The following is a 24,122-nucleotide window of genomic DNA, read 5'->3' as shown; positions in this document are numbered from 1 at the left end:
AAATTCCACAAAAAATTATTTCTTCGTCTCTCCCATTTCCAGGATGGCGTCAAACTCTTCCTCCGTAACGGCGCACACAGAAAGGCGGCCCTGGCGGATAAGAGAGAGATTTTCCAGTCTTTTTTCGGCTTTCATCTGCGCCAGTGTTACCGGCGTTTTGAAAGGTTTTACCGGCTGCAGGTCTACCACTACCCAGTTAGGATCAGGTGTGGTCGGGTCCTGGTAATGCGCTTTCGCAACTTTCGCGATACCCACTACTGCCAGTCCTTCATTACTGTGATAGAACAGTACCAGGTCTCCTTTTTCCATGCCTTTCAGGTTGTTGCGCGCCTGGTAGTTGCGCACGCCATCCCAGAAGGTTTTACCGTCTTTTACAAACTGGTCCCATGAATACTTGAATGGTTCTGATTTAACAAGCCAGTAGTTCATTATCTGATGATTTAAAATTCTTCCTGCTGCTTACCAGCCACTGGCCAGTACATCAGCAATATGCATTGTTTTGATATTCAGTTCGTGCTTCCGGATATAACCCTCCAGGTGCATCAGACAGGAAAGATCTGTTGAGATGAGGTAGTCTGCGCCACTTGCGATAGCATTATTTACCTTCTGTTCGCCCATACCGATGGAGATCGGTTCGAACTTCACAGAGAAAGTACCTCCAAAGCCGCAGCAGGTCTCACAATCATTCATTTCTTTCAGTTCCAGTCCTTTTACGTTGGAGAGCAATTTACGCGGACCTTCCTTGATACCGCATTCACGCAGGGCGCCGCAGGCGTCATGATAGGTCGCAACACCATTCAGGCTGGCTCCCAGGTCAGTCACATGCAGGACCTCTGTGAGGAACTCTGTAAATTCAAACAGGTTCTTACGCAGTGTCTTTACTTCATTATGAGCGGCGGAATTGTCAAAGAGTTTGCCGTAGTAATTGCGGACAAACCCTGTACAGGATCCGCTTGGCGCTACGATATAATCTACGGTATGAAAGTCCTTTACGAATTTATTTGCAACGGAGCGGGCTTCATCCCAGTACCCGGCATTAAAAGCCGGCTGGCCACAGCAGGTCTGGTTGGGATTATAATCGACGTTACATCCCAGCTTTTCCAGCACTTTCACCATATTGAAGCCTGTTTCCGGGAACAGCTGATCAACGAAGCATGGAATAAAAAGCTGTACGTTCATTGAGTTAGTTCTTTTATTAGAGGCCGCAGTGGAATACTGCCGGCGTCAGGAATCAATGTATCTCGGCTAAAACTGTAGCAACAATGAACATCACATGTAATAAAAATGGGGCTAAAAAGCTGCTCCTACAGTTGACGCATCATAGATATCATTTTCAGCGCGGTGATCGCGGCTTCTTCCCCTTTATGGCCATGGATGCCTCCCAGTCTGTCCTGTGCCTGCTGCATGTTGTCAACAGTCAGGATACCAAAGATAACAGGTACGGGCAAATCAAGGTTTAATTGCATCAGTCCTTCTGTTACGCCCTTACAAACATAGTCAAAATGCGGAGTTTCGCCTCTGATTACACAACCAAACGCAATAATAGCGCCAGGCTGTCTATGTGTTCCTTTTGTACGTTCCCAGTATTGCTTACAGGCGAATGGTAATTCAAATGCTCCGGGTACGATCACCTTGGAGACTTTTGATACGTTGTATTGTGCCAGGGACCTGTCACAACCGGCCACCAGTTCGTTGATCACCGTATCATTCCATTCGGTATACACTATAACAACACTGGCATCCTCTGATTGGAGAATGCCAGCATCGTTCAATAAACTTTGATTATGTATTGACATGATCTGATTTAATATCAATTACTTCTCACTTCGCCCAGGCGCGCCAGATATTTTTCTATTTCGCGACCTTCAGCTGTCTGAGGATATTTGCTTTGAATCTCTTTGTAGATCGCAACTGCATCAGCGGATTTGTTAGCTTTTTCCAGTGCCAGACCTGCGCGGAACAGGTAAGTTGGTGCTGTCAGCTCGTTATCGCTGTGATGACCTGCTTTCTTATAATATTCGATACCTTTATCGGTTTGGTTCAGTTCCATGTAAGCGTCACCGGCTAAACCGTATGCCATTGCCTGTACTACCTGGTCACCGCCATTGAAAGATGTCAGCAGATCTGCACCTTTCTGGAATTCGCCCAGTTTCACATAGCTAACGCCAGCGTAATATTTTGCTAACTGACCTGTTTTGGTGCTGCCGTATTTATCAATTACCTGCAGAAAACCTTCATAGTTACCGTCACCATTTAAAGCCAGACGGAAAGAGTCTCTCTCGAAATACTGCTGAGCATGGAATACCATGTTCTGTGCTTTTGTTTCGTTAGGACCTTTGATGAACTTGCTGTAGGCAAAAGTACCGCCTACTACCACCACAACTGCGAGCAGGGCGATGATAATAGTGTTTTTGTTCTTGTTGAAAAAGTCTTCCGCAATGTGGAGTGAGTCTTCCAGTTGGAATTCTTTAGACACAGGAGCAGGAGTATTTTCAGCTGCGGTCTTATTTTTTGTTTCGGTCATTGTAATTGTGGTCGTTAAATTGTTATTTCTTTATTACGGTACAGGTTTGGCTGTTGTAAATGTCCGCAAATATAAAAAAGGTTAGCGAATCATCCGCTTATTCTTAAACGGCCGGGATCGCTAACCTTCTCATTATTATTAGTCAACAATGAACGGGTAATCATCCTGTACATATACGTCTTTCAGCAGTTCATCATCTGCAGGCCATGGAGACTCTTCAGCGAACTGTACGCAATGTTCAACTTCCTGTTTTACCTTGTCATTGATAGCTTCGATCTCAGCGTCCGTAGCCCATTTGTTCTTCTGGATAGTAGCCAGTACCTGATTGATAGGATCTTTATCTTTATACTCTTCTACTTCTTCTTTGGTACGGTATTTCGCAGGATCACTCATGGAGTGACCACGGTAACGGTACGTTTTGATTTCCAGTAAGGAAGGACCTTCACCGGCACGTGCACGTTTTACCGCTCTTTCGATACCTTCATGTACAGTCTCACAGCTCATACCATCGATAGTAGCACTTGGCATATCGTAGGCATTCGCCAGCTTATAGATATCCAGTACGTTAGAAGTACGTTCTACTGAAGTACCCATCGCGTACATGTTGTTTTCGCAAATAAAAATTACAGGCAATTTCCACAGCATAGCCATGTTAAATGTCTCATGCAGCATACCCTGACGGGCAGCACCATCACCGAAGAAGCAAAGCGCTACGTTATCAGTTCCTTTGTACTGCTCAGCAAATGCCAGACCCGCACCAGTACCGATCTGAGCACCTACGATACCATGACCGCCGAAGAAACCCTTATCAGGAGCAAAGAAGTGCATGCTACCACCTTTACCTTTGGAACAACCTGTCGCCTTACCATACAGCTCAGCCATACATTCGTCAGCAGTCATTCCTTTCGCGATCGCCAGAGCGTGGTCGCGGTAGGCAGTGATGAACTTATCGTCCGGTTTAGTTGCACTCATCGCGCCTGCAGCAATTGCTTCCTGTCCTATGTACAGGTGGCAAAAACCACGAATCTTCTGCATCCCATACAATTGGCCGGCTTTTTCTTCAAAGCGGCGCAGCAAGAGCATCAATTCATACCAGTACAAATATGTCTCTTTGGTGAATTTCGTCTTTACGTCTGTTTTTGTAGCCACTGTTTCTTAATTTGTCCGCAAATATAACAGGAAAATCCTAAAAACTAAATACTTTGCAACTTTGCACGAAGTTACCGCTCCTGAACGCCTCTTCAACAAGGCCTGATTTCCAGTCTTTCCCGGCATCAGCGCGGATTACGATAAATTTATTTTTAATTCATAACTGATAATCAGAAGGTTAATTTGCTGTCGCTTAAAAAGATATCACTCGTCCAGTTTAAAAATTATTCGGGAAAAAGTTTCAGCTTCCATAAACGCATCGTAGGCATTACCGGGCGGAACGGCTCCGGTAAGACCAACCTGCTCGACGCCATATATTATATATGTTTCACTAAAAGCTACTTCACCAGCAGCGAAGCCCAGAATACACAGTACCAGACCAACGGCTTCCGCCTGGAAGGCATCATGGACAGAGACCACCAGGAAGGAAAGATCGTCTGTACACTCAAAGACGGCAAAAAAGAAATTGCCCTCAATGATGAAGCCTACGAACGCTTCTCCCAGCATATCGGTCGCTACCCTGCTGTTATGATCGCACCTGATGACGCTGAAATCATCCTTGGTGGCAGCGAGGAACGCCGCAAATGGCTGGATGCACTGCTATGCCAGTTACATCCGGGCTATCTTGATCACCTTATTACCTACCAGAAAATACTCCAGCAGAAAAATACCCTGCTCAAAACAATGACTGGTCAGGGTGGTAGTCAGGATACCCTGCTCGATATATTTGATGAACAACTGGTCAAACACGGTACGCCCGTATTTGAATGGAGACGCGCCTTCCTCCCCGGCTTCATCCAGCAGGTACAACAACTGTATGATTACCTGGCCGGTAAGCATGAAACAGTCAATATACAATACCTGTCCGGTCTGCACGAACAAACCTTCACCGAACTGCTCGCAGCCAACCGCTATAAGGATATGATGATGCAACGCACCACAGGCGGTATTCATAAAGATGACCTGCAATTCCTCCTGGATGATCATCCTATGAAAACAAGCGCCTCACAGGGACAACGTAAAAGCTTTCTCTTCGCGCTCAAACTCGCACAGTTTGAAGTGATTAAGGAACATAAAAAGTTCCCTCCCCTGCTGCTGCTGGATGATGTATTCGAAAAACTGGACCAGGACAGGGTAAGCCGCTTAATTAATCTTGTCGGCAGTCCCGTATACGGACAGGTCTTCATCACTGACACCCATGCTGATAGAATACTTGCAGCATTCAAAGAAAATATGGATAACTTTCAATTAGTAGAGATGGAGTAATGTGGAAATACGTATCTTTGCGGAATGCGCTACGGAATAACATCAATGGAGGATGCACTGAAAGATTTTATGTCGAAAAGCCGGTTAAAACCGAGGCTGACCGAAGTGCGCATACAGGAGAACTGGGAACAGCTGATGGGAAGAACCATTTCTCGTTATACAGAGAATTTACAGCTGATCGATGGTAAATTACACATCGCTACCACCGTTGCTCCACTCAAACAGGAACTGAGCTACTCAAAAGATCGTATTATCAAACTGGTGAACGAAATGCTGGGTGAACCTGTGGTAAGAGAAGTGATCGTTAGATAGTTAAAAACTTTTTATAAAGAAAGAGGGCGTTTGCTGATAGCAGACGCCCTCTTTCTTTACAGGACGCCCTCACAATCGCCTGATAACGCAAGAAGGCCAGTCTTTCACAGACCGGCCTTCTTGCGCTATCGCGAATAATTTATTACTAATTCTTCACAAACCCCTGTATCAGCATATTCACATCATCCATATGCAGCGTCGTTCTCAGATTCACCATCACGAAATCTTCTTCATCCTGCACCAGTATCACCACATTCCCCAGTTCATCGTCTTTCCCCTTATTCATCATATACACGTTCGCATCTGCATGACGTACCTCCACCAATGATTCAAAGCCATCTTTTTCAATCAGCGTCTGCTTCAGTGCATGGATCGCTTTGCTGTCGATCAGGCTGTTGCTGACACCTGCCAGTGTATATACTTTCACCTTCTGCAGTTTCCCGATCAGTCTTTTCAATTCTGTACCGTTCTCCATTTTAGCACTGTTAGGCATGACCCAGCTGGCGAATTTCAGCGGGATACGTCCTACACCTATTCTTACACCGACTGCATCTCCACGGTATTGACGATAGAATTTACGGAGTGATTTCTTCTGGGCCATCGCCGGACTAACAACCAGCAAAAGCGCTACTGCAATGATGGAAAAGTATTTCATATTATTCGGGTTGATCTGTGGTGATAAATGAATTATTTCTTGATGTTTTTCAGTTTGTCGAATCCGTCGATATTCATACTGTTGGCCAGCTGACTGATCTCGTTGAGATCAATATCGCCTATCAGGCTCATCGCAAGGAACTCCGTATCGCTGCCCACCAGCATGATCAGTTCTGCGATATTCCCTTTGGCATTTTCCTTTACCATAAAGCGCAGGTCATCTTTTCCATCACGTACAGTCATCAGTTCTTCAAACTCTTTACTCAGCAGAGAAGAAGCTTCTTTGAACAACTGATTACCGCCTTTGGTATTTTCCCTGGCCAGTATCCGCAGTCCTTTGATCTTTTTGACGATCTGCAGAAATTGTTTTCCATCGTTTGAATTGATGTCCAGCTTGCTGAACATACTGAACATTTTAGGCGTTACGCTGATCAGTGTAAAGGTCTGATCATTTTCATATTTCTCAAAAAAGCGGTCAATGCCGCTGCCTTGCTGGGCAAAGAGATGCGTACCGGTGACTGTCAGGAACAGCACCAAAAACAAAAAGCGTTTCATAAGTTTTTTTTTATGTCAGATTTTTAGAATGGCCGTAATTAATTCGCTCTGATCTTCTCAGTCGCGTCGTTGAAGTAAGACAGCTTCTGCACCTGTGCCGTTCCTTTATTGAGGTTGCGGGACAATAAAGCCAGTGCCTTCTGTGTCGCTGCAAATGCCTCTTTCGGATCGTCGTAGGTATCTGCGGCTATTGATCTTTCAGCCAGTACACCATCATGTCTGCTGGTGAATTGTCTGGCGCCATAACCAATACCTACTGCCATCAGCAAAATAGCTGCATACTTCATCCAGTGATGCCACACCATTGTTTTTAAGACCGTCTTTCCGGCCGGTGGCGGTGTCGGTGCGATCAGTGTTTCGATCTCAGGGAATACAGGCATCGGAATATCCGCTTCGGCTGCAAAGTATCCGAATAGTGCCTGCGCTTCTTTCAGATCAGCAGGGAGATGAGGGTGTTCCATGCTGAAAAAACTGCGCAGCTCCTCCTCTTCCTCCAATGTGGAGGCGCCATCCCAATAGCGGTCCAATAACTCCCTGATCTTATTAAACTCCATACACTTGCAGTTTTTGTAATTGTTCACGTACCGCTTTTCTGGCCCGGTGAAGATTGGTCTTCACCTCACTCAGATCGATGACCAGGATGTCTGCTATTTCCTGGTAGCTGTACCCATCTATATCTCTTAATTGTATAATAGTACGGTATTTTTCCGGCAGGCCGGCAATGATACCATGCACTCTTTTCATGACGTCCTGTTTCTCCGCAACGATATGTGGATTCTCCTGATGTATGGCTGGTAATTCGCTGGCCGTATCCAGGTCTTCTGACCGGCGGCACTTCCTCGCCTTTAGTTTATCCAGCGCCAGATTGCGTACGATACGCATACACCAGGCCTCCATATTCTGCAGATCGCTCATCCGTTCCTGTTGCTGCCATACCTTCATCAGGGTATCCTGTGTTACGTCCATCGCATCCTCCTCGTTTTCCAGCAGTCTGTAAGCGAAGCGGTACAGCTTCTGCCTGACGGGGACTACCTGTGAGAGAAATATTGCTAATGACATAAATAACAGATTCCTTGTTGCTAGTTTCAGATAACCGTTGCTGCTTCCATGTCCGTTCTCTCTTTTCTTCATCCCGGATGCTACAGGGCGTTTACATAAAGAAGACGATCCATAAAATACTTTGTTTCAAAAAAAGGGAAAGTTTTTTTTGGGAAATATTAACCTGCTATAAATGAGCTATTTATAACTTAATACGTGGATCAATAATGGTATATAACAGGTCAGCCAGCAGGTTAATTAATACAAAGATACCAGCTGTAAATAAGATAGATCCCATCAGTACAGGGAAATCGAACTTTTCCAGGGCATCCACAGTAATTTTACCGATCCCCTTCCATCCAAAGATATATTCAACGAAAAATGCACCTGCCAGCAGTTCGGCGAACCAGCCCGTAATAGCCGTAATAACAGGATTCAAAGCATTACGCAGGGCATGTCTGAAAACGACAATCCGGGTAGACAGGCCTTTGGCATAAGCCGTACGGATATAATCCTGGTGCAGTACATCCAGCATCGCACTGCGGGTGAGTTGTACAATGATAGCCAGTGGACGGATCCCCAGGGTAATAGCAGGTAAGATAAGATTACGCAGGTTCAGGGTACGGCCGGCAAAAGCATCTGTTTCAAACAGACTGCCCGTCATATGTAAGCCGGTATAATCACTTAAGACAAATCCGAACAGATAAGCCACTACAATGCCCATAAAGAACGAGGGAGCAGAAATGCCGACCACACTGGCAAAAACAGCGCCCGTATCCATCCAGGTATTTTGTTTTACTGCGGATAAAACCCCAAGTCCTATTCCCACCACGGTTGCAAACAACATAGCGGCTAAAGCAAGTACCAGGGTGCCGGGCAATGCCTCTGTCAGTATTTCCCAGACTTCCTTTTTCCCCTGATAGGAACGGCGCAGATAAGGCGTCTTCAGCACCAGAATGCGTTCTTCTCCTACATGCGCCAGGGTCAGGTAATGCATATTGTCCCGGGCTTCCGCCTGGGCATGTACACCAATAGGCGAAAGGTCATTTAAATATAAAAGGAATTGCACCGGCAAGGATTTATCCAGGTGCAATTCCTTTCTAACATTTTCCAGCGATGTAACGTCTGCGCGCTGTCCCAGTGTCAACCTGGCCGGATCGCCCGGCAGTACGTTGAACAGGAAGAATACCAGCACCACTACTCCCAGTAATACCAGTATGCCATAACTGAGTTTACGCAGCAGAAATCTGAACATGCGGTTTATGGTATATCGTTATAATGCCATTTTCCTTTGATCGTGCCTTTTTCCAGCAAAATCAGACAAGGATTGCTTCTACCAGCTGTTTTAATTGCTGTTCCATCCATCTGAACGAATGGGAACTGCAACCCGTGTGCAGCGGTAAAAGCCGAAATATCTTCCTTACTGGAAGCGGTAACACCGTAAATGTAGACCTTTCCGGCTTTAAACTGTTCCTGCAGGGCTTTCATTTTGTCATCCCAGCCCTTGCCTGCTTCTTTTACGTTTTTCACCAGGAACAGATAAACAGGTGTCGGTTCTGCGAGGATCGCCTGCGTCTGATTCACGCCATCTGCATCTGTCAGGATGAAGTCCTTTACAGGCGCCTCTCCTTCTGCTTCTCTGACTAATTTATCACGACGATCTACAAAGACCCAGGTACTATCGGACCATGGATAGTTCTCTGCTGTAAATTCTTTCTGCTGACCATCCTTTTCATAGATCAGGACAGTCTCATATTCCGCCGGACGGGCACCTGGCGGCAGTTTCATTTTCTCCGGAATGTTATTACCTACCTTATAACCCAGACAGTCTACGATCGGCAGGTGTTCCAGTGTATACCATTGAATACCGCCTGCAAATACAATAGATACGATCAGCAGGATCAGGTTCAGCTGCTTGCCGAACAATGGTTTGATGCGTTTATTATATAAAAAGAGGATCAGGATCATGACCAGCAGTACCACATCTTTCCAGAAGGTCTGTGATGCCGTCAGTTTGATACAGTCGCCAAAACAACCACATTCTTTGATCTCTCCGCTGTACAGCGCATAGCCGGTCAGGAAAGTGAAGAAGGTGATCATGATCAGCAGCAGTATAGACACCAGACGCATACGGAAACCAAGCAACAGGGCAGCGCCCAAGCCAATTTCCAGCGTGTTCATGATGATAGAATAGGCCAGTGAATAGGGAGAGAGGAATGTCATGTGCAACACTTCAAAAAACTCTTCCATTTTATAACTGAGCCCCAGCGGGTCGTTTGCTTTGACCAAACCGGAGAAGATAAACAAGACGCCAACGATAATTCTTAATAGGTTCAGGAGCAGTTTCATGGATAACTTTTTTATCGGTGCTGATATACATACTTGCAGATCACCACATTATTCTATTTTTGTCTGGCAAAATAATCAATAAAATGCAAATGGATACTATGGAAGGGAAGAACGGCGAATATACCACCATCAACTGTCAGGGCACATTACTCGATTTGTCCAAACCAGTTGTGATGGGTATTATTAACATTACGGAGGACTCATTTTTTGCCGGCAGCAGAACGCAGCATATTGATCTTATCCTGCAAAGAGCCGCACAACTACTGGAGGAGGGCGCTCAGATCCTGGATATCGGCGCACAAAGCACCCGTCCGGGTTCTATCTCCGTCGGACCAGATATCGAACTGGAACGCCTGGTACCGGCAGTACGTACACTGAAAGAACATTTTCCGCAGGCCATCCTGTCCATTGACACTTACTATGCGAATGTAGCTGAACAGACTGTCAATGCGGGCGCAGCCATCATCAATGATATCAGTGCAGGTGATCTGGATGCGCAAATGATACCTGTAGCGGGCAGACTGGGTGTACCATATATCGCTATGCACATGCAGGGCACGCCTACTGATATGCAGCAACACCCGCATTATGAAGATGTGACACAGGAGGTACTGGATTATTTCATACGAAAACGCGCACAATGCCTGGAAGCCGGTATCAAAGATATTATCATCGATCCGGGTTTCGGTTTTGGTAAAACCATCGCCCACAACTATACACTACTCAAAAAACTAAATATCTTCCATATACTGGAATGCCCGTTGCTGATAGGTATTTCAAGGAAATCCATGATCTATAAGCTACTGGAAACAACACCAGCGGAAGCACTCAACGGTACAACGATACTGCATACACTTGCCTTACAGCAGGGAGCGCACATTCTGCGTGTACACGACGTCAAAGCAGCCGTGGAAGCGGTTAAGATCACACAGTATATGAATGCATTATAGCTGGCAAATATTTGCTATTTTTACAATCTATGGAGGACTTATTTAGTTTTTACGGATATCGTTTCCACTGGCTGAATATATTGGATGCGGCGATTGTTATATTCCTGGTGATCCAGCTGTACCGGCTGCTGAAGGGAAGCCTTGCGTTTAACATTTTCGTAGGGCTGTTGATGATATATCTTGCTTACTTTATCGTACAGCATCTGCAGATGCCCATACTCTCCACCCTGTTGCAGAGTTTCATCAACGTAGGACTGATCGCGATCATCATTATCTTCCAGCCGGAGATCCGCAAATTTCTGCTGGTACTGGGCAAGAAGGCCCCGCTGAGTAAAGACAGTTTCTTTACAAAATTGTTTCTGCCGGACAGGTTCAAGAGTTATAAAGAAGAAGAGAATATCATTAATGAAGTGATCACCGCAGTCGCCCGTATGGCAGGTAGCCGGACCGGTGCACTGATCGTGATTGCCAATACCTATCGTGTAAAATTTGATACCGCATCCAGCATCGCGATCGATAGTAATATCAATGCTAAATTACTGGAAAGTATCTTCTGCAAAGGTAGTCCGCTGCATGATGGTGCACTGATCATTGTAGGTAACAAGATCCTCGCGGCTAAAGTGATACTGCCTGTCTCCGAGAATCCCAATCTGCCTACCCGTATAGGTTTACGTCACCGTTCTGCTGTCGGCATCACGGAACACAGTGATAACCTTGCGATCATCGTATCAGAAGAAAGAGGTACTATTTCCTATGCGCAGGATGGTAATCTGGTGCAGGATATTTCGCTGGAAGAACTGAAGGTGAAAATGTATGAGGTGATGGTAGAAGGATATGCCTGAGGCAATCAGGAATAGATGGGCAATCAGGAATACTGAGATGATAGAAGAATATAAAAAGGTACATCAGAGAGACCCGCTCCGTACCTCCTTAAATAATAGCCGTCAATATCTCCTCCTGCCGCGAGGTTTGCAGATGGAGATGAAGGGCCTTAGCCCTTTACGCATCACCCGGTCCATGCCTCCGAAATCCAATCAATGCCCCTCTGCCTAATTGCCCTACCGCGTCCCATAGCAGGAACGCGTAGAGGGCGTCAGCCCGGAATCCCATCTGAAACCGGCCAGGCCTCCAAAAATAAATGATCAACCCACATAAATAACGAATTTCCTGCCACAATAAAAAAGAGGCTGTCCACCTTTCGGCGAACAACCTCTTTCTATATAAAAGACGTAGAAATTACTTTCCTTGCTGCAGTGCTGCAGGAGCAGCCGGAGCTTCAGGCTTGCCTTTCACGATGTCAACCAGCTGTACATCAAATACCAGTACAGAGTTAGCAGGGATAGGACCGCTTGCCTGTAAACCGTAACCTAAAGTAGACGGGATCAGCAGGGTAGCTTTACTACCTTTGTTCAGGGCTGCGATACCAGCGTCCCAACCTTTGATCACGAAACCGCGACCCAGTGGGAATCTGATAGGCTCGATCTTAGCACCTGGTCTTAAAGTAGTATCCAGGCTGGAATCAAATACAGTACCGTTGATCAGTTTACCGGTATAGTGAACTACAACAGTATCACCTGCCTGTGGTTTTTCGCCTGCACCCTGTTCGGATACTGCTACGTAAACACCTTCAGGAGTGGTGGTAGTATTCAGTTTGTTAGTTTTAGCGTATTCAGCGATGATTTTGTCATCAGCAGCTTTTTGTTTTGCGCCGGTATAGGTACCTACTACTACAAAAGTCAAATTCAGCTTATCACCTTTTTTCGCCATTGGCGGACGCTGAGGTAAGCTATCGATAGGAATAGTGAAAGTGGCGCTATCACCTTCTTTCAGCATTACCAGACCATCCATCAGGTCATATTTGTTAACTGATTTGGAGATCACGAAAGGAACAGGACCGCCTGCTACCTTGCGGGATTCAACTATAACTGAATCGTTCAGACTCTGGATGATGTTCAACAGTACAGTGTCGCCCAGCTTCAGCTGCGCGCCGCTTCCTGACTTATGAACAACGAAATCTACCCCACCTGGAGTTTTTTTGGCGCCACCACCGGCACCGCAGCTCGCCAGGAAAAGGCCTAATGCTGCAACCAATAACTGTTTGTTCTTTTTCATTTGACTGTATTAGTAGGATTGAATAACTTACTGTAACTGCTCTTCGTTTTCTTTAATGGCTTCGAGAAAATGTTCTACGGTCTTATCGAGTGTCTCAGAGCTGTGTCCGCCGGAAGCGTGGAAATGTCCGCCGCCGTCGAAATATTTTCTTGCGAAGGTGTTTACGTCGAAATCTCCCTTAGAGCGGAAAGATAACTTAATTTCCGAGTGACGGTCTATGATCAGCACCGCCAGTTTGATACCCTGAATAGACAGCAGGAAGTTCACTACCCCCTCAGTATCGCCGGTCTGCAGGTCAAAACGCTTCAGATCAGTATATGGGATAGCGATCATAGCGGTATTGTATTCATAGTATACTTCCATACGGTTCAGCAGGCTATGGCCCAGGAACCGCAGGCGGTTTTCAAGGAAATTATCGTAGATCGCAGAGTGGATGATCTCATGTTTCAGACCGCGGTCGAACAGATCAGCCACCATACGGTGTACTCTCGCTGAAGTAGAGGCAAAACGGAAAGAACCGGTATCGGTCATGGTACCTGCATAGATGCACTGCGCCATGTCTTCGTTAATATACTGTTCATCTCCAAGTTTGTAGATCGTTTCATATACCAGCTGTGCGGTAGATGAAGCGCTCGTATCGCTGACACCATACTCAAAAGTAGGTTGCGGCTCCAGGTGATGATCGATCAGGATCTTCGTACACGTCATCTTTGTCAGATAAGGCTCCATACTCTTGGTACGGTACAATGCATTGAAGTCCAGGCAAAACAGCAGATCGATACCTTCCAGTGCCTTAAACGCCTTTTCCTGCATGGATTCAAAATCGAGTACATCCTTTGCACCAGGCATCCAGATAAGGAAGTCCGGGAAATTGGTCGGAGAAATCACGGTTACATCGTGCCCTTTCTGTCTCAGATAATGATATAAGGCCAGTGACGAGCCCATTGCATCTGCATCGGGTTTCTGATGCATCGTTATTACCACTCTTTTAGGGGTCTCCAGCAAGGGCTTAATTTCCTCTATCCTCTTCATTCTTAACCTTTAAATATGCAGGCTGCCCTGCTTTTATATTAACAATAAAATGTAACCGTTTTTGCCAAAAAATGAAGTGCGAAGTTCTCTTTTTTTTTATCACTAAACAAATTCTAGCTACATTTGCGCGCAAAATTAGTTAATTAGGAATTCTAAATATATGGCTAACAACAGAACTTTTACAATGATTAAGCCGGATGCCGTAGAAAACGGACATATCGGTGGTATTCTGAACAAAATTAACGAGGCAGGTTTCCGCATCGTAGCAATGAAAATGACCCGTCTTTCTTCTCAGAAAGCTGGCGAATTCTATGCTGTGCATAAAGAAAGACCTTTCTACGGTGAACTGGTTGAATTCATGAGCAGTGGTCATATCGTGGCTGCTATCCTGGAAAAAGACAACGCTGTTGAAGATTTCCGTAAACTGATCGGTGCTACTAACCCTGCAAATGCAGAAGAAGGTACTATCCGTAAGATCTACGCTGAATCCATCGGCCGTAACGCGGTTCACGGTTCTGATTCTGACGAGAACGCAGCAATCGAAGGTGATTTCTTCTTCTCCGGTCTGGAAAAATTCTAATTACCGAGCCGGTAGCCTGCTACCGGCAGAAGATATCAGGGGCCGTCCGCCATATGGCTGGACGGCCTTTTGTATTTTTAGCCCTCTTCTTATATTATCTTGCCGCTCATGTGGGACGTTTATCTCAAAGGATTCAGGTCATATCTTCAGCTGGAACGCTCGCTTTCCGCCAACTCGATCGAGGCATATCTCCGCGATGTCGAAAAGCTGGTCCAGTACCTGCAATCCGTTAGTATTCAATCCCCTCCCGACCAGGTATCCCTCTCAGACCTTCAGGCCTGTGTACACTGGATCGCTACTTTAGGTATGACTGCCACCTCCCAGGCGCGTATCATTTCGGGTATCAAGGCATTTTACCGTTACCTGGCCCTGGAAGATATCGTCCGCCAGGACCCTACCCTCCTGCTGGAAGCGCCTAAAACCAAAAGACAGTTGCCCGATGTACTCAGTTTTGAGGAAATAGAGCAGATTATCGGACAAATAAAGGCAGGCACACCTGAAGGCCAGCGAAACCGGGCCATCCTGGAAACCATGTACAGCTGTGGCCTCCGCGTCAGCGAAGTGATCAATCTGCAGATCTCCCAGCTCCATTTTGACGCCGGTTTCATCCGGGTAGTTGGTAAGGGAGATAAGGAAAGACTGGTCCCTATCGGCAGTGACGCCGTGAAATACATTAATATATATAAGGACGAGGTCAGGGTCCATGTTCCTGTCAAAAAAGGACAGGAAGATATCCTTTTCCTGAACCGGCGGGGCAGCGCACTGACCCGTGTTATGATATTTCTCGTCATTAAAGACCTGGCTGCTGCCGCTGGTATTGACAAACAGGTCTCTCCCCATACCTTCCGGCACTCTTTTGCAACGCACCTGGTTGAAGGCGGAGCAGACCTCCGGGCCGTCCAGGAAATGCTCGGACATGAGAGTATTACCACCACAGAGATCTATACACACCTCGACAGGGAGTATTTAAGAGATACTTTACAACGGTTCCACCCCAGGTTTTAAGTCCGCAGGAGAAAATTTCCCCCTCACTGCGCCGCAAACACTACCCTGTATCTGTATATTTATCCTGTCTGTATCGCTTTCATATTATCTTGATATTAGTTATCCGTCGTTGATCCTCCGTTTCTGAATGAAGGATCAATGAAAGATGACTAACAGCTAAACGGTATCAGCCCCTCCTCTATCCACTCCAGTACAATCATTCACCAATCCGGTCTTACGATTTTATATAAACGCCGTCATACCGCAGACGGGCATCCTATTATTACCGTATTGTTAACTCCATTTTTTGAATAGTTGGAAAGCTTTTTAGTTGTGTCTTATATATGTGAAGACCCGTGCAGAATGAAAACCTGTAATAAAATCTTTACTCCATATAAACCTTAAACCTACAATTAAACCTACAAGATGAAAACACAACGTTTCATGCCCGTTGCCGGCTTTCTGCTGTCTACTGTATTTTTTTCTGCATGTTCCAAAGAGGATGTTACCCAACCGGCATCAACACTCCGTGTTGAGAACGAAGTGGCTGTAACAGCGCAAGCTGCAGCTGTAGCGATGAACAGCTGGATGACCAGCCTGTCCGACAATACCAGCCTCGCCGCATTGTCTATCCCTGGTACACACGACAGTGGCGCCCGCAATGAGCCTGTATCCGGTACTGCAAAATGCCAGGACCTCACCATCGCACAGCAGCTGGAAGCAGGTGTACGTTTCCTGGATATCCGTTGCCGCCACATTGGTAACGCATTCGCTATCCACCACGGCTCTATCTATCAGAACCTGAACTTTGATGATGTACTGGGCGCTTGTACCAGCTTCCTGGCCGCACACCCGAAAGAAACGATCGTTATGAGCGTAAAAGAGGAGTATGATGCTACCGATAATACCCGTTCATTCGAGCAGACTTTCGACACTTATGTACAGAAATATTCCAGCTACTGGTCAACCGGTGCAACTATCCCAACCCTGGGACAGGTAAGAGGCAAGATCGTATTGCTGAGAAGATTCGGTGCTACAGCTACTCCTAAAGGTATCGAGGCTACCAGCTGGGCTGACAACACAACTTTCACTATCAACAACAGCAATGCAAGCCTGAAAGTACAGGACCAGTATGTAGTGCCTGATAATAACGCAAAGTGGACAAACGCTACTAACCTGTTCACCGAGTCCAGCACACAAAGCAACAACACCCTGTATATCAACTTCACCAGCGGTTACAAATCACTGATCTTTGGTATTCCAAGCATCACGACCGTATCCAACGCGATCAATCCGAAGATCAATACCTATTTCACTACCAACACACATGGCAGATATGGTATTATCCCAATGGATTTTGTAAATGCGGACAGGGCGTCTCTGATTGTAAATACAAACTTCTAAGAAAGTTAGAATAAGGCATATAAAAGGGCAGCGCCGGGAGATGATCTCCGGCGCTGCAAAAAAACAGCTACTCAGGTCCTGAGTAGCTGTATAATGTGTAATGAATGTGTATGTGTGGGTTACCAAACGAAGACTGGGGCTTGTAGTACAAAATATAGGTTAAATAGTACTTTAACACCTTAATGATTGACCAGTGACGACTTCCGTCTTGTCACCGCCCAGTTGTTCAACCAACCGGGTACATAACCTGATGCTTTTCTGAGTACAGTGTCCCTGATATTGATATTAATCGTACTGCAGGATGGCACTGACTTTCTTCCCGGCATCATGCCTGTCTGGGCGTCTTCCTCCCAAAGCAATTGCTTGTCGCGGTAGACCTTAAAATAAATATCCGGCCCCTTTTGCTGACGGGGCTCGCCGACCAGTATTAACCTGCTGGTTAGTTCCCTTTTGCTGAACCGGAGCTGATACCGACCATTTTCATCGGTATGCGCGCAGCCCAGCAGGCGATGGTTTCCGGCATTGTACGCTTCAACTCTAAGATGTGCTTGTCCCTCTCTGGATTTCAATCGCTTTACTGTTCCCGCGATAATCCATGTACCATAATTGGCCCTGATCTGGCTCCAGCATTCTACTGGAATAATATAGGCATAAGCAGCGACGTATCGCTGTCCTGAACGGGCCCAGTTTGGCACTACCGTACCCAGGTGATAATGGGTTTCGACTCCCCTTATATCAGCCTGTTCCGGCATATGCTGCAAACAGATATCCAGTTCAAGTGGTTCCGTAAAAAGATGTAGTTGTTCCCAGGTCAGCTTAAAATTTCCTCTCTCATCCAGTCCTGTCTCTGCCAGTAAGCGATCACGCTTTGCTTCAACCATTGCTTTTGTAAGCTGACCGGGCCCACTTAAAATATCCGTTTTGGGGCGGTTTTTCGTGGGGTAACGGCCGTCTGGTAAGTATACACGTAATTGTGCATTTACCAGAGGCTCTGTACAATCATCAGAGATCAATGCAGAAATGTTTCCGATTAACAGATAACACATAGCTCAAAGCTTTAAAAATTAAAAGAAGGGGTTAACATACTTAACCTCATTCTGGCCGATATGGTATAGCCGCTTTTTTCTCTGCATGTCTAAACAAGGAGGAACAAACATGGGTAGAAAGGCCCATTGCTATTGCTCGTATGAGTCAAAGAACTTAAACCATAACTCACCCTGCAAAGATTATGAAGTTCTTATAGTAAGACAAGCGTTAACCTACTGTTTTCTAAGAATACGTAGTTCTACGCATTTTTTATCGGTATCTACGCGGGCTCAGGCGTACTAAAACGGACATTTTTTGCATTAAACAGTTGATTATTAATATAATTACACATTTTTACTACACTACATGGTACAAAGATGTTATATACGTATTCGCTTTGTCAAGTGATTATTTGTAATAATTTTACCATCAACTTAAAACCACAGCACAACCATGGACATTCCTAAACACTTCCCCCCAGACACGGGCGACTTCATTTCCAGAAAGGAAGCCGACAGATTAAGGGACAATTACTTCAAAAAGAAACACAAGAAGCATGGTAACGAATTTATCCAGGCTTACTTCTTCGGTAAGGAGAAATTGCTCGAATTACTTAGCTGTCAGGAAGATATCGCCGGTTTACGTATCTACTACGGTGATGACAGCGATCAGGACGGAAAGGACGACAAAAAAATGGTGATCTACGCCGTAGATAAGGCAGGAAAAAACATCCTGTACAAGAAAAAACAAAACACATCAGAGGTAAATTCATTCATGGCAACAGCAGCAAAAAAAGCGAGCGATGATGATGATGGTGGTGCACTGGATAACGGTCTGCCTTGCCCTGCTGATTGTCCGTGAGAGGTTCATCAATTAAACCCATACTAAGTGTCTATTCATCTGATTTTGTTTTACATTATGGGGGGGATCGAATGCTTGCTTTTGATCCCCTTTATTATTCACTTCGGCAGGCTTGATAAAAGTAGTAAGTGGATATTTTATTTCCTGATATCAAGTATCGTTTTTGCAGTCGGCACAAAAGTAATCGCGCAGATATGGGGGAATAATCTATGGTTTTACCACACCATGTATTTTCTGGCGTTTGTCATCCTATCTCTTTATTTTCATGCAGTAATCAAATACAAAATCGTGCGGGGGATCGTTCTTGGAATGATCTTCCCTGTTCTTGCCTTTGTCATACTGGATTATGTGAAACTCGAGGGGCCCAATGTCTTCAACTCATATGCCACATCACTGGAGACCTTTATCCTGATGGTCTATTGCGCAATTTTCTTTTATCAGCTGCTGAGAGACGATGAACTGGTCAAACAATCCGTTTTTATCAACTCTTTGCCCGACTTCTGGTACAATTCAGGAATTTTCGTTTATCACTGTGGTTATTTTCTTTTTTCCCTTGCTTATAGCTTAATGAATTTTGGATACCAGGGTGTGAAAGGTTCTACAAGAATGACTTTGGCTGTAACTTTTATTGCCGGAATAATTCAGCTGGTCCTTTTGTATATTGGTTTCACAAAAGTTAAAAAAGTCCGTTCATGATTTTTTCAGACCTGCTTATTATCGGGACCGCAGTGATGTTGTTACTTAGTATCCTGGTGATCGTACTCGTAATCTTTCAGCAGAAACAGGTAATTCAGCACAAGCTGGTCATCCGTGATAAAGACCTCCAGTTACAAAAAGAGAGGTTAATGGCCATTTTACAAGGTCAGGAACAGGAACGGAAACGCATAGCAGAAGACTTACATGATGAAGTGGGGGCGCAGTTGTCCGTACTTAAACTCAATCTAAACCAGCTGCAACCATTATTGAAAACCGGAAATGGAGAAACGGAGCAGTTAAAGGAAACCAAAGACTTTACTGATACGATCATTCAGCATCTCCGCTTCATCTCTCAAAGCCTCCATCCCCAGGCACTTGAAAATCTGGGCCTTTCCAAAGCCCTTGACTCATTCTGTAACCTGATGAATAAAAATAAACAGGTCAGAATATCTTTCAAGGACGAAGGAAGCCCGCTCCACGTCGACATTGAAAAAGCATTGAATATCTATCGCGTTGTACAGGAACTCATCAACAACATTCTGAAACATGCCCAGGCTACCCATATAGAAATAACCTATCGATGTAGCACAAACGCTCTGGTAATCAACGTAGTGGACAATGGCAACGGCCTTTTGCTCCGCTCACTGGATAATTCCCGTCAGAAAACCGGCAGCCTGGGTCTCAAGAATATTGAAAGCCGCCTCAACGTTATTGGCGGCACAATTAACTACCTTCCCGGCATAGATAGTGGCACTAACGCTGAAATAAGAGTGGAAAATTATCAAAGCGCTGAGGAATAAGACGAATTTTTCTAGCTTTGTCCTGCTGAGCAGTCGATAATTGATGACCGGGGAACTAATTCCACAGTCGTCCGTCACACTATCCTGTATCAGACAAAGGGACAATTCTATCAAAATACTTAAACAGCCTCCCCCTATGGTGAACAACATTAAGGTGGCTATTGCCGATGATCACAAGATCTTCCGCAGCGGTGTTATTAATACCCTCACCCCCTACGAGAATATAACTGTGGTGTTTGAAGCTGAAGATGGGGCCCACCTGCTGGAGATAATGGAAGAGCAACAGCCTGATGTTATCCTGATGGACCTGAAAATGCCAAATATGGATGGCATTGAAGCCACTAAAAAAGTGCGTGAAAAATACGCCAATGTCAAAGTAATCGTACTAACCATGTACGAAGACGATAACTTCATTGTACACCTCATTGAAATGGGCGCTAATGCCTATCTGCTCAAAAATGCAGAGCCTAATGAGATCTACGAAGCGATCTGCACGACCTATGAAAAAGGGTTCTACTTCAATGAAAATGTGAACCTGGCCCTGCTCAAAAAAGTCATGCACAAAAACAAACAGCACTTCAAGCCTACCTTCAGAAATGAAGTACAGCTCACCGACCGTGAACTCGAAGTACTACGCCTTATCTGTAATGAATACACGACCCAGGAAATATCCAAAGAAATATTCCTGAGCCCACGTACAGTAGAAGGCCTGCGCCAGAAACTCCTGGAAAAGACCGGCGCCAAAAATATAGTCGGCCTGGTCATGCATGCTTTCAGAAACGGAATAATTGAATGATAAGTGGGTTGATGGTCTGACAAAGATGATTCATCTTTGCACCTCACTAAACCACCAAACAAACACATATGAAACCTTTATTCCGTTACCTGTCAGCTGGTTGCTCCCTGCTGCTGTGTGCTCAGTTATCTTTTGCTCAGGGCGTTAAAATGCCAGCTCCGAGCCCTGGACAGACTATCCACCAGGATTTCGCTTTATCTTTCGTTGAAGTAAACTACTCCCGCCCGGCTATCAAAGGCAGGAAAGTAATGGGTGACCTCGTTCCTTTCGACAAAGTATGGAGAACCGGTGCTAACGGTGCAACTGTAATCACTTTCGGCGATGACGTAAAATTTGGCGGAACCGAAGTGAAAGCAGGTAAATACGGACTGCTGACCATCCCGGGTAAATCTGAATGGACAGTGATCCTGACAAAGAGCCTCGACGTAACCAGCCCTGCTGCTTACAAACCAGAGAATGATGTGGTACGCGTGAAAGTGAAACCAACTGCGCTGCCTTTCGCTGTAGAAAACTTCATGATCACTTTTGATGATGTACAGTCATCTTCTGTAAACATGCTGCTGATCTGGGAAAATACCATGGTATCTGTTCCTATGACCGCTGAAGTAGACAGCAAAGTAGTAGCACAGCTGGATGCCGCCATGAAAGGTGATAAAAAACCTTACTTCCAGGCAGCTTCTTACTATTATGAAACCAACCGTGACCTGAAACAGGCACTGGCATGGGTAGAAGAAGCAGTAAAAGAAAATCCGTCTGCATTCTGGATCGCTACACTGAAAGCACGTATCCAGGCTAAAACCGGCGATAAAAAAGCGGCTAAAGCAACTGCAGAAAAAGCGATCGAACTGGCAAAAACTGCAAAAAATGATGACTACGTAGTGATCAATCAGAAGATTATCGCTTCTTTATAAGTTATTCTTTTTCTATCAATCAAAGTGGGTGTTCACCATATGGCGAACACCCGCTTTGCATTTGGGACAATGCTGCAAATAAAAAAGGGAAGCAGTCCTGACCGCTTCCCCTCTGAATTTCATATATCAATGACTGTTATACCTGTACTTCAGCTACCTTCTTCTTTCCTGCTATCAACTGGAACAACGTCGCTGTAATAATCACCAGGAAACACCCGATCGCATTCAGCCAGAGGAAAGACACAATATTCAACAGATAGATCACAATCACCCCTATCTCTGAAACAATTGCTGCCCAAAAAGTAGCGCTGCCACCGATCCACTTACAATAAAATGCCACCAGGAAAATACCGAGGATCACACCATAAAACAACGAACCCAGGATATTCACCGCCTCTATCAGACTACCCAGCTGACTCGCAAACTGTGCCACCACAATACAGAACAGGCCCCAGAAGACCGTCCACCAGCGGGATACAGATAAATAATGCGCATCCGTTTCCTCCTTCTTAAACATCCGCTGATAAATATCGATCACCGTTGTAGAAGCCAGCGAGTTCAGTGCTGCCGCAATACTCCCCCACGCTGCCAGGAAGATAATAGCGATCAGCAATCCCACCAGGCCTTTCGGCAGATTATTCACCACAAAATGCAGGAAAATATAGTTCGTATCATTCGTATCCGCTGCCGGATCTGCCTTTTTGATCAACGCGATCGCTTCTTCCCGGGTCTCATTTGAACGAACATCCGTCGCCTGCAAAGCCGCCTTCTTTTCCGCAATAACACGCTCATCTCCGGCTTTGATCGCAGCTGCCATTTCCTTTACCTGCTCCCCCTTGACGGTTGCAAGCTGTTTATATTTATCTTCCACCGCCCTGAAGGCCACCCCCTGTTCAGAGTTATATACCTTCTTTATCTGTGCCTGGTTAAAGAACACCGGGGCTCTGAAATACAGGTAAAACACAAATACCATCGCACCGATCAATAAGATCAGGAACTGCATCGGCACCTTTACCAGCCCATTCATCAACAGTCCCAGCCGGCTTTCCGTCACAGAACGTGCGGTCAGATAACGGCCTACCTGTGACTGATCCGTACCGAAGTAAGACAAGGCCAGGAAGAAACCGCCGATCAATCCACTCCAGATATTATACCGGTCTTTCCAGTCAAAATCTGTCACGATCACGTTCAGTTTGTCCATCTTACCAGACACCTGTAAGGCTTCTTTAAAACCAATATCCGCCGGTAACAGATGCACGACCATCCAGCCTGCCAGGAACATTGCTGCGAATATGATCACCAGCTGGAAGGTCTGCGTATAACTCACCGCCCTGGTTCCTCCGGAAACAGTGTAAATGATGAGCAATCCGCCCATAATAATATTGGTCACATAAATATTCCAGCCCAGCAGGGAAGACAATATAATAGAAGGCGCGTAAATACTGATACCTGTAGACAACGCACGCTGCACCAGGAATAATGCGGAAGTAAGTGTACGGGTCTTCAGATCAAAACGCTGTTCCAGGTATTCGTAGGCCGTGAATACCTTCAGCTTATGAAAGATGGGCACAAAAGTGATACAGAGCACCACCATCGCCAGCGGCAGACCAAAGTAATATTGCACAAAACGCATTCCATCAGTGTAAGCCTGGCCGGGCGCAGAAAGGAAGGTCACAGCACTTGCCTGTGTACCGATAATAGATAATAATACAATGTACCAGGGCATAGACTGGTTGTCGAGAAAATATCCCTGCATATCGCGTTGACCGCGACTTTTCCAGATGCCATACAAAACAATTCCAACCAGTGTGACGACCAGTACAATCCAATCTGCTACGCTCATGAAAATACTTTAGTGAAAAAATAAAAACCTCCAATCAGTAGTGCCAGCCATACAATGACCAGGGCATACCAGAGGGGCCAGGAAGGCAGTAATGGTGGGCGATCCTCTTTCATAAGTGAATGTTTTGATGTGAAATAGTAAAAATTAAGAATTAAAAATTAAGGATTAAGAGTTGATGCAATTGGCACCCGATGTTGTACTACATTCAAATACAACATTTATCAGAAAGTCAGACTTAAAAAGCAGGTATGACTAACCCAATTCTTAATTTTTAATTCTT

At 45.4% G+C, this 24,122-nt stretch carries 27 protein-coding genes; 12 read left to right on the top strand and 15 right to left on the bottom strand.

What is annotated here, in order from left to right; all coding sequences use genetic code 11:
* Window positions 1-15 precede the first annotated feature (15 nt).
* From BMZ72_RS29760 to pdhA, 5 genes are all read right to left on the bottom strand, one after another.
* On the bottom strand, window positions 16-429 hold the full coding sequence (locus BMZ72_RS29760) for an EVE domain-containing protein (protein ID WP_089814021.1): 414 nt from the start codon (window positions 427-429) through the stop codon (window positions 16-18).
* A 30-nt stretch (window positions 430-459) separates the two neighbouring features.
* Complete coding sequence (locus BMZ72_RS29755) at window positions 460-1,179, bottom strand: (Fe-S)-binding protein (RefSeq protein ID WP_089814019.1); 720 nt, start codon at window positions 1,177-1,179, stop codon at window positions 460-462.
* Window positions 1,180-1,304: 125 nt separating this feature from the next.
* On the bottom strand, window positions 1,305-1,796 hold the full coding sequence (ribH, locus tag BMZ72_RS29750) for a 6,7-dimethyl-8-ribityllumazine synthase (RefSeq protein WP_089814934.1): 492 nt from the start codon (window positions 1,794-1,796) through the stop codon (window positions 1,305-1,307).
* A 14-nt stretch (window positions 1,797-1,810) separates the two neighbouring features.
* Complete coding sequence (locus BMZ72_RS29745) at window positions 1,811-2,524, bottom strand: tetratricopeptide repeat protein (RefSeq protein WP_089814017.1); 714 nt, start codon at window positions 2,522-2,524, stop codon at window positions 1,811-1,813.
* Between the two features lie 138 nt (window positions 2,525-2,662).
* A complete protein-coding gene (gene pdhA / locus BMZ72_RS29740) occupies window positions 2,663-3,673 on the bottom strand; it encodes a pyruvate dehydrogenase (acetyl-transferring) E1 component subunit alpha (protein ID WP_089814015.1) in 1,011 nt (336 codons plus the stop codon).
* Window positions 3,674-3,856: 183 nt separating this feature from the next.
* On the opposite strand from pdhA, the gene recF reads away from it, so the two are divergent.
* Together recF and BMZ72_RS29730 are read left to right on the top strand one after the other, a co-directional pair.
* Window positions 3,857-4,939 carry a DNA replication/repair protein RecF gene (recF, locus tag BMZ72_RS29735; RefSeq protein WP_089814013.1) on the top strand — a complete coding sequence of 361 codons (1,083 nt, stop codon included), beginning with the start codon at window positions 3,857-3,859 and terminating at the stop codon, window positions 4,937-4,939.
* 24 nt (window positions 4,940-4,963) lie between these two features.
* A complete protein-coding gene (locus BMZ72_RS29730) occupies window positions 4,964-5,251 on the top strand; it encodes a DciA family protein (protein ID WP_089814011.1) in 288 nt (95 codons plus the stop codon).
* A 145-nt stretch (window positions 5,252-5,396) separates the two neighbouring features.
* On the opposite strand, the gene BMZ72_RS29725 is transcribed toward BMZ72_RS29730, so the two are convergent.
* From BMZ72_RS29725 to BMZ72_RS29700, 6 genes are all read right to left on the bottom strand, one after another.
* Complete coding sequence (locus tag BMZ72_RS29725) at window positions 5,397-5,906, bottom strand: DUF4252 domain-containing protein (RefSeq protein ID WP_089814009.1); 510 nt, start codon at window positions 5,904-5,906, stop codon at window positions 5,397-5,399.
* A 32-nt stretch (window positions 5,907-5,938) separates the two neighbouring features.
* Window positions 5,939-6,460, bottom strand: a complete 522-nt coding sequence (locus tag BMZ72_RS29720; RefSeq protein WP_089814007.1) for a DUF4252 domain-containing protein — start codon at window positions 6,458-6,460, stop codon at window positions 5,939-5,941.
* A 38-nt stretch (window positions 6,461-6,498) separates the two neighbouring features.
* Complete coding sequence (locus BMZ72_RS29715; protein ID WP_089814005.1) at window positions 6,499-7,014, bottom strand: hypothetical protein; 516 nt, start codon at window positions 7,012-7,014, stop codon at window positions 6,499-6,501.
* Window positions 7,004-7,519 (bottom strand): RNA polymerase sigma factor, encoded by a 516-nt coding sequence (locus tag BMZ72_RS29710; protein ID WP_089814931.1) that lies wholly within the window; start codon window positions 7,517-7,519, stop codon window positions 7,004-7,006. The genes BMZ72_RS29715 and BMZ72_RS29710 overlap by 11 nt, the downstream gene beginning before the upstream one ends.
* A 181-nt stretch (window positions 7,520-7,700) precedes the next feature.
* Window positions 7,701-8,753 (bottom strand): ABC transporter permease, encoded by a 1,053-nt coding sequence (locus BMZ72_RS29705; RefSeq protein ID WP_089814003.1) that lies wholly within the window; start codon window positions 8,751-8,753, stop codon window positions 7,701-7,703.
* A 5-nt stretch (window positions 8,754-8,758) separates the two neighbouring features.
* On the bottom strand, window positions 8,759-9,847 hold the full coding sequence (locus BMZ72_RS29700) for a BT_3928 family protein (protein WP_089814001.1): 1,089 nt from the start codon (window positions 9,845-9,847) through the stop codon (window positions 8,759-8,761).
* A gap of 83 nt (window positions 9,848-9,930) precedes the next feature.
* On the opposite strand from BMZ72_RS29700, the gene folP reads away from it, so the two are divergent.
* A complete protein-coding gene (gene folP, locus BMZ72_RS29695; RefSeq protein WP_255373329.1) occupies window positions 9,931-10,797 on the top strand; it encodes a dihydropteroate synthase in 867 nt (288 codons plus the stop codon).
* A gap of 29 nt (window positions 10,798-10,826) precedes the next feature.
* Window positions 10,827-11,639: a diadenylate cyclase CdaA gene (gene cdaA, locus BMZ72_RS29690; protein WP_012793063.1), complete on the top strand. Its 813-nt coding sequence runs from the start codon at window positions 10,827-10,829 to the stop codon at window positions 11,637-11,639.
* A gap of 394 nt (window positions 11,640-12,033) precedes the next feature.
* Here the strand turns inward: cdaA and BMZ72_RS29685 are convergent, their stop codons facing one another.
* Window positions 12,034-12,909 (bottom strand): FKBP-type peptidyl-prolyl cis-trans isomerase, encoded by an 876-nt coding sequence (locus BMZ72_RS29685; protein ID WP_089813997.1) that lies wholly within the window; start codon window positions 12,907-12,909, stop codon window positions 12,034-12,036.
* Between the two features lie 27 nt (window positions 12,910-12,936).
* Entirely contained in the window at window positions 12,937-13,941 is a 1,005-nt protein-coding gene (locus BMZ72_RS29680) for a DHH family phosphoesterase (RefSeq protein ID WP_089813995.1), read from the bottom strand.
* A 160-nt stretch (window positions 13,942-14,101) separates the two neighbouring features.
* Between BMZ72_RS29680 and BMZ72_RS29675 the strand changes: the two genes are divergently transcribed.
* The 3 genes from BMZ72_RS29675 to BMZ72_RS29665 all read left to right on the top strand — a co-directional run bounded on the left by BMZ72_RS29675 (window position 14,102) and on the right by BMZ72_RS29665 (window position 16,909).
* Window positions 14,102-14,521, top strand: coding sequence for a nucleoside-diphosphate kinase (locus tag BMZ72_RS29675; protein WP_089813993.1), 420 nt, complete (start codon window positions 14,102-14,104; stop codon window positions 14,519-14,521).
* A gap of 108 nt (window positions 14,522-14,629) precedes the next feature.
* Window positions 14,630-15,526, top strand: a complete 897-nt coding sequence (gene xerD / locus BMZ72_RS29670) for a site-specific tyrosine recombinase XerD (RefSeq protein WP_089813991.1) — start codon at window positions 14,630-14,632, stop codon at window positions 15,524-15,526.
* Between the two features lie 405 nt (window positions 15,527-15,931).
* Window positions 15,932-16,909, top strand: a complete 978-nt coding sequence (locus BMZ72_RS29665; RefSeq protein WP_089813989.1) for a phosphatidylinositol-specific phospholipase C — start codon at window positions 15,932-15,934, stop codon at window positions 16,907-16,909.
* A gap of 179 nt (window positions 16,910-17,088) precedes the next feature.
* Here the strand turns inward: BMZ72_RS29665 and BMZ72_RS29660 are convergent, their stop codons facing one another.
* A complete protein-coding gene (locus BMZ72_RS29660) occupies window positions 17,089-17,955 on the bottom strand; it encodes a hypothetical protein (protein ID WP_089813987.1) in 867 nt (288 codons plus the stop codon).
* Between the two features lie 433 nt (window positions 17,956-18,388).
* Here BMZ72_RS29660 and BMZ72_RS29655 point away from each other — a divergent pair, with 433 nt between their 5' ends.
* The 5 genes from BMZ72_RS29655 to BMZ72_RS29635 all read left to right on the top strand — a co-directional run bounded on the left by BMZ72_RS29655 (window position 18,389) and on the right by BMZ72_RS29635 (window position 21,999).
* Complete coding sequence (locus BMZ72_RS29655) at window positions 18,389-18,796, top strand: hypothetical protein (RefSeq protein WP_089813985.1); 408 nt, start codon at window positions 18,389-18,391, stop codon at window positions 18,794-18,796.
* A 27-nt stretch (window positions 18,797-18,823) separates the two neighbouring features.
* Entirely contained in the window at window positions 18,824-19,492 is a 669-nt protein-coding gene (locus BMZ72_RS29650; RefSeq protein ID WP_089813983.1) for a hypothetical protein, read from the top strand.
* Entirely contained in the window at window positions 19,489-20,292 is an 804-nt protein-coding gene (locus BMZ72_RS29645; RefSeq protein WP_089813981.1) for a sensor histidine kinase, read from the top strand. The genes BMZ72_RS29650 and BMZ72_RS29645 overlap by 4 nt, the downstream gene beginning before the upstream one ends.
* Window positions 20,293-20,428: 136 nt before the next feature.
* Window positions 20,429-21,088, top strand: coding sequence for a response regulator transcription factor (locus BMZ72_RS29640; protein ID WP_089813980.1), 660 nt, complete (start codon window positions 20,429-20,431; stop codon window positions 21,086-21,088).
* Between the two features lie 68 nt (window positions 21,089-21,156).
* On the top strand, window positions 21,157-21,999 hold the full coding sequence (locus BMZ72_RS29635; protein ID WP_089813977.1) for a DUF2911 domain-containing protein: 843 nt from the start codon (window positions 21,157-21,159) through the stop codon (window positions 21,997-21,999).
* Window positions 22,000-22,135: 136 nt separating this feature from the next.
* On the opposite strand, the gene BMZ72_RS29630 is transcribed toward BMZ72_RS29635, so the two are convergent.
* Window positions 22,136-23,842: a sodium:solute symporter family protein gene (locus BMZ72_RS29630; protein WP_089813975.1), complete on the bottom strand. Its 1,707-nt coding sequence runs from the start codon at window positions 23,840-23,842 to the stop codon at window positions 22,136-22,138.
* Between the last annotated feature and the right edge of the window lie 280 nt (window positions 23,843-24,122).

The sequence above is a fragment of the Chitinophaga sp. YR627 genome, from assembly GCF_900114995.1.
GTDB lineage: Bacteria > Bacteroidota > Bacteroidia > Chitinophagales > Chitinophagaceae > Chitinophaga.
This window is presented reverse-complemented; position numbering and strand designations above follow the sequence as displayed.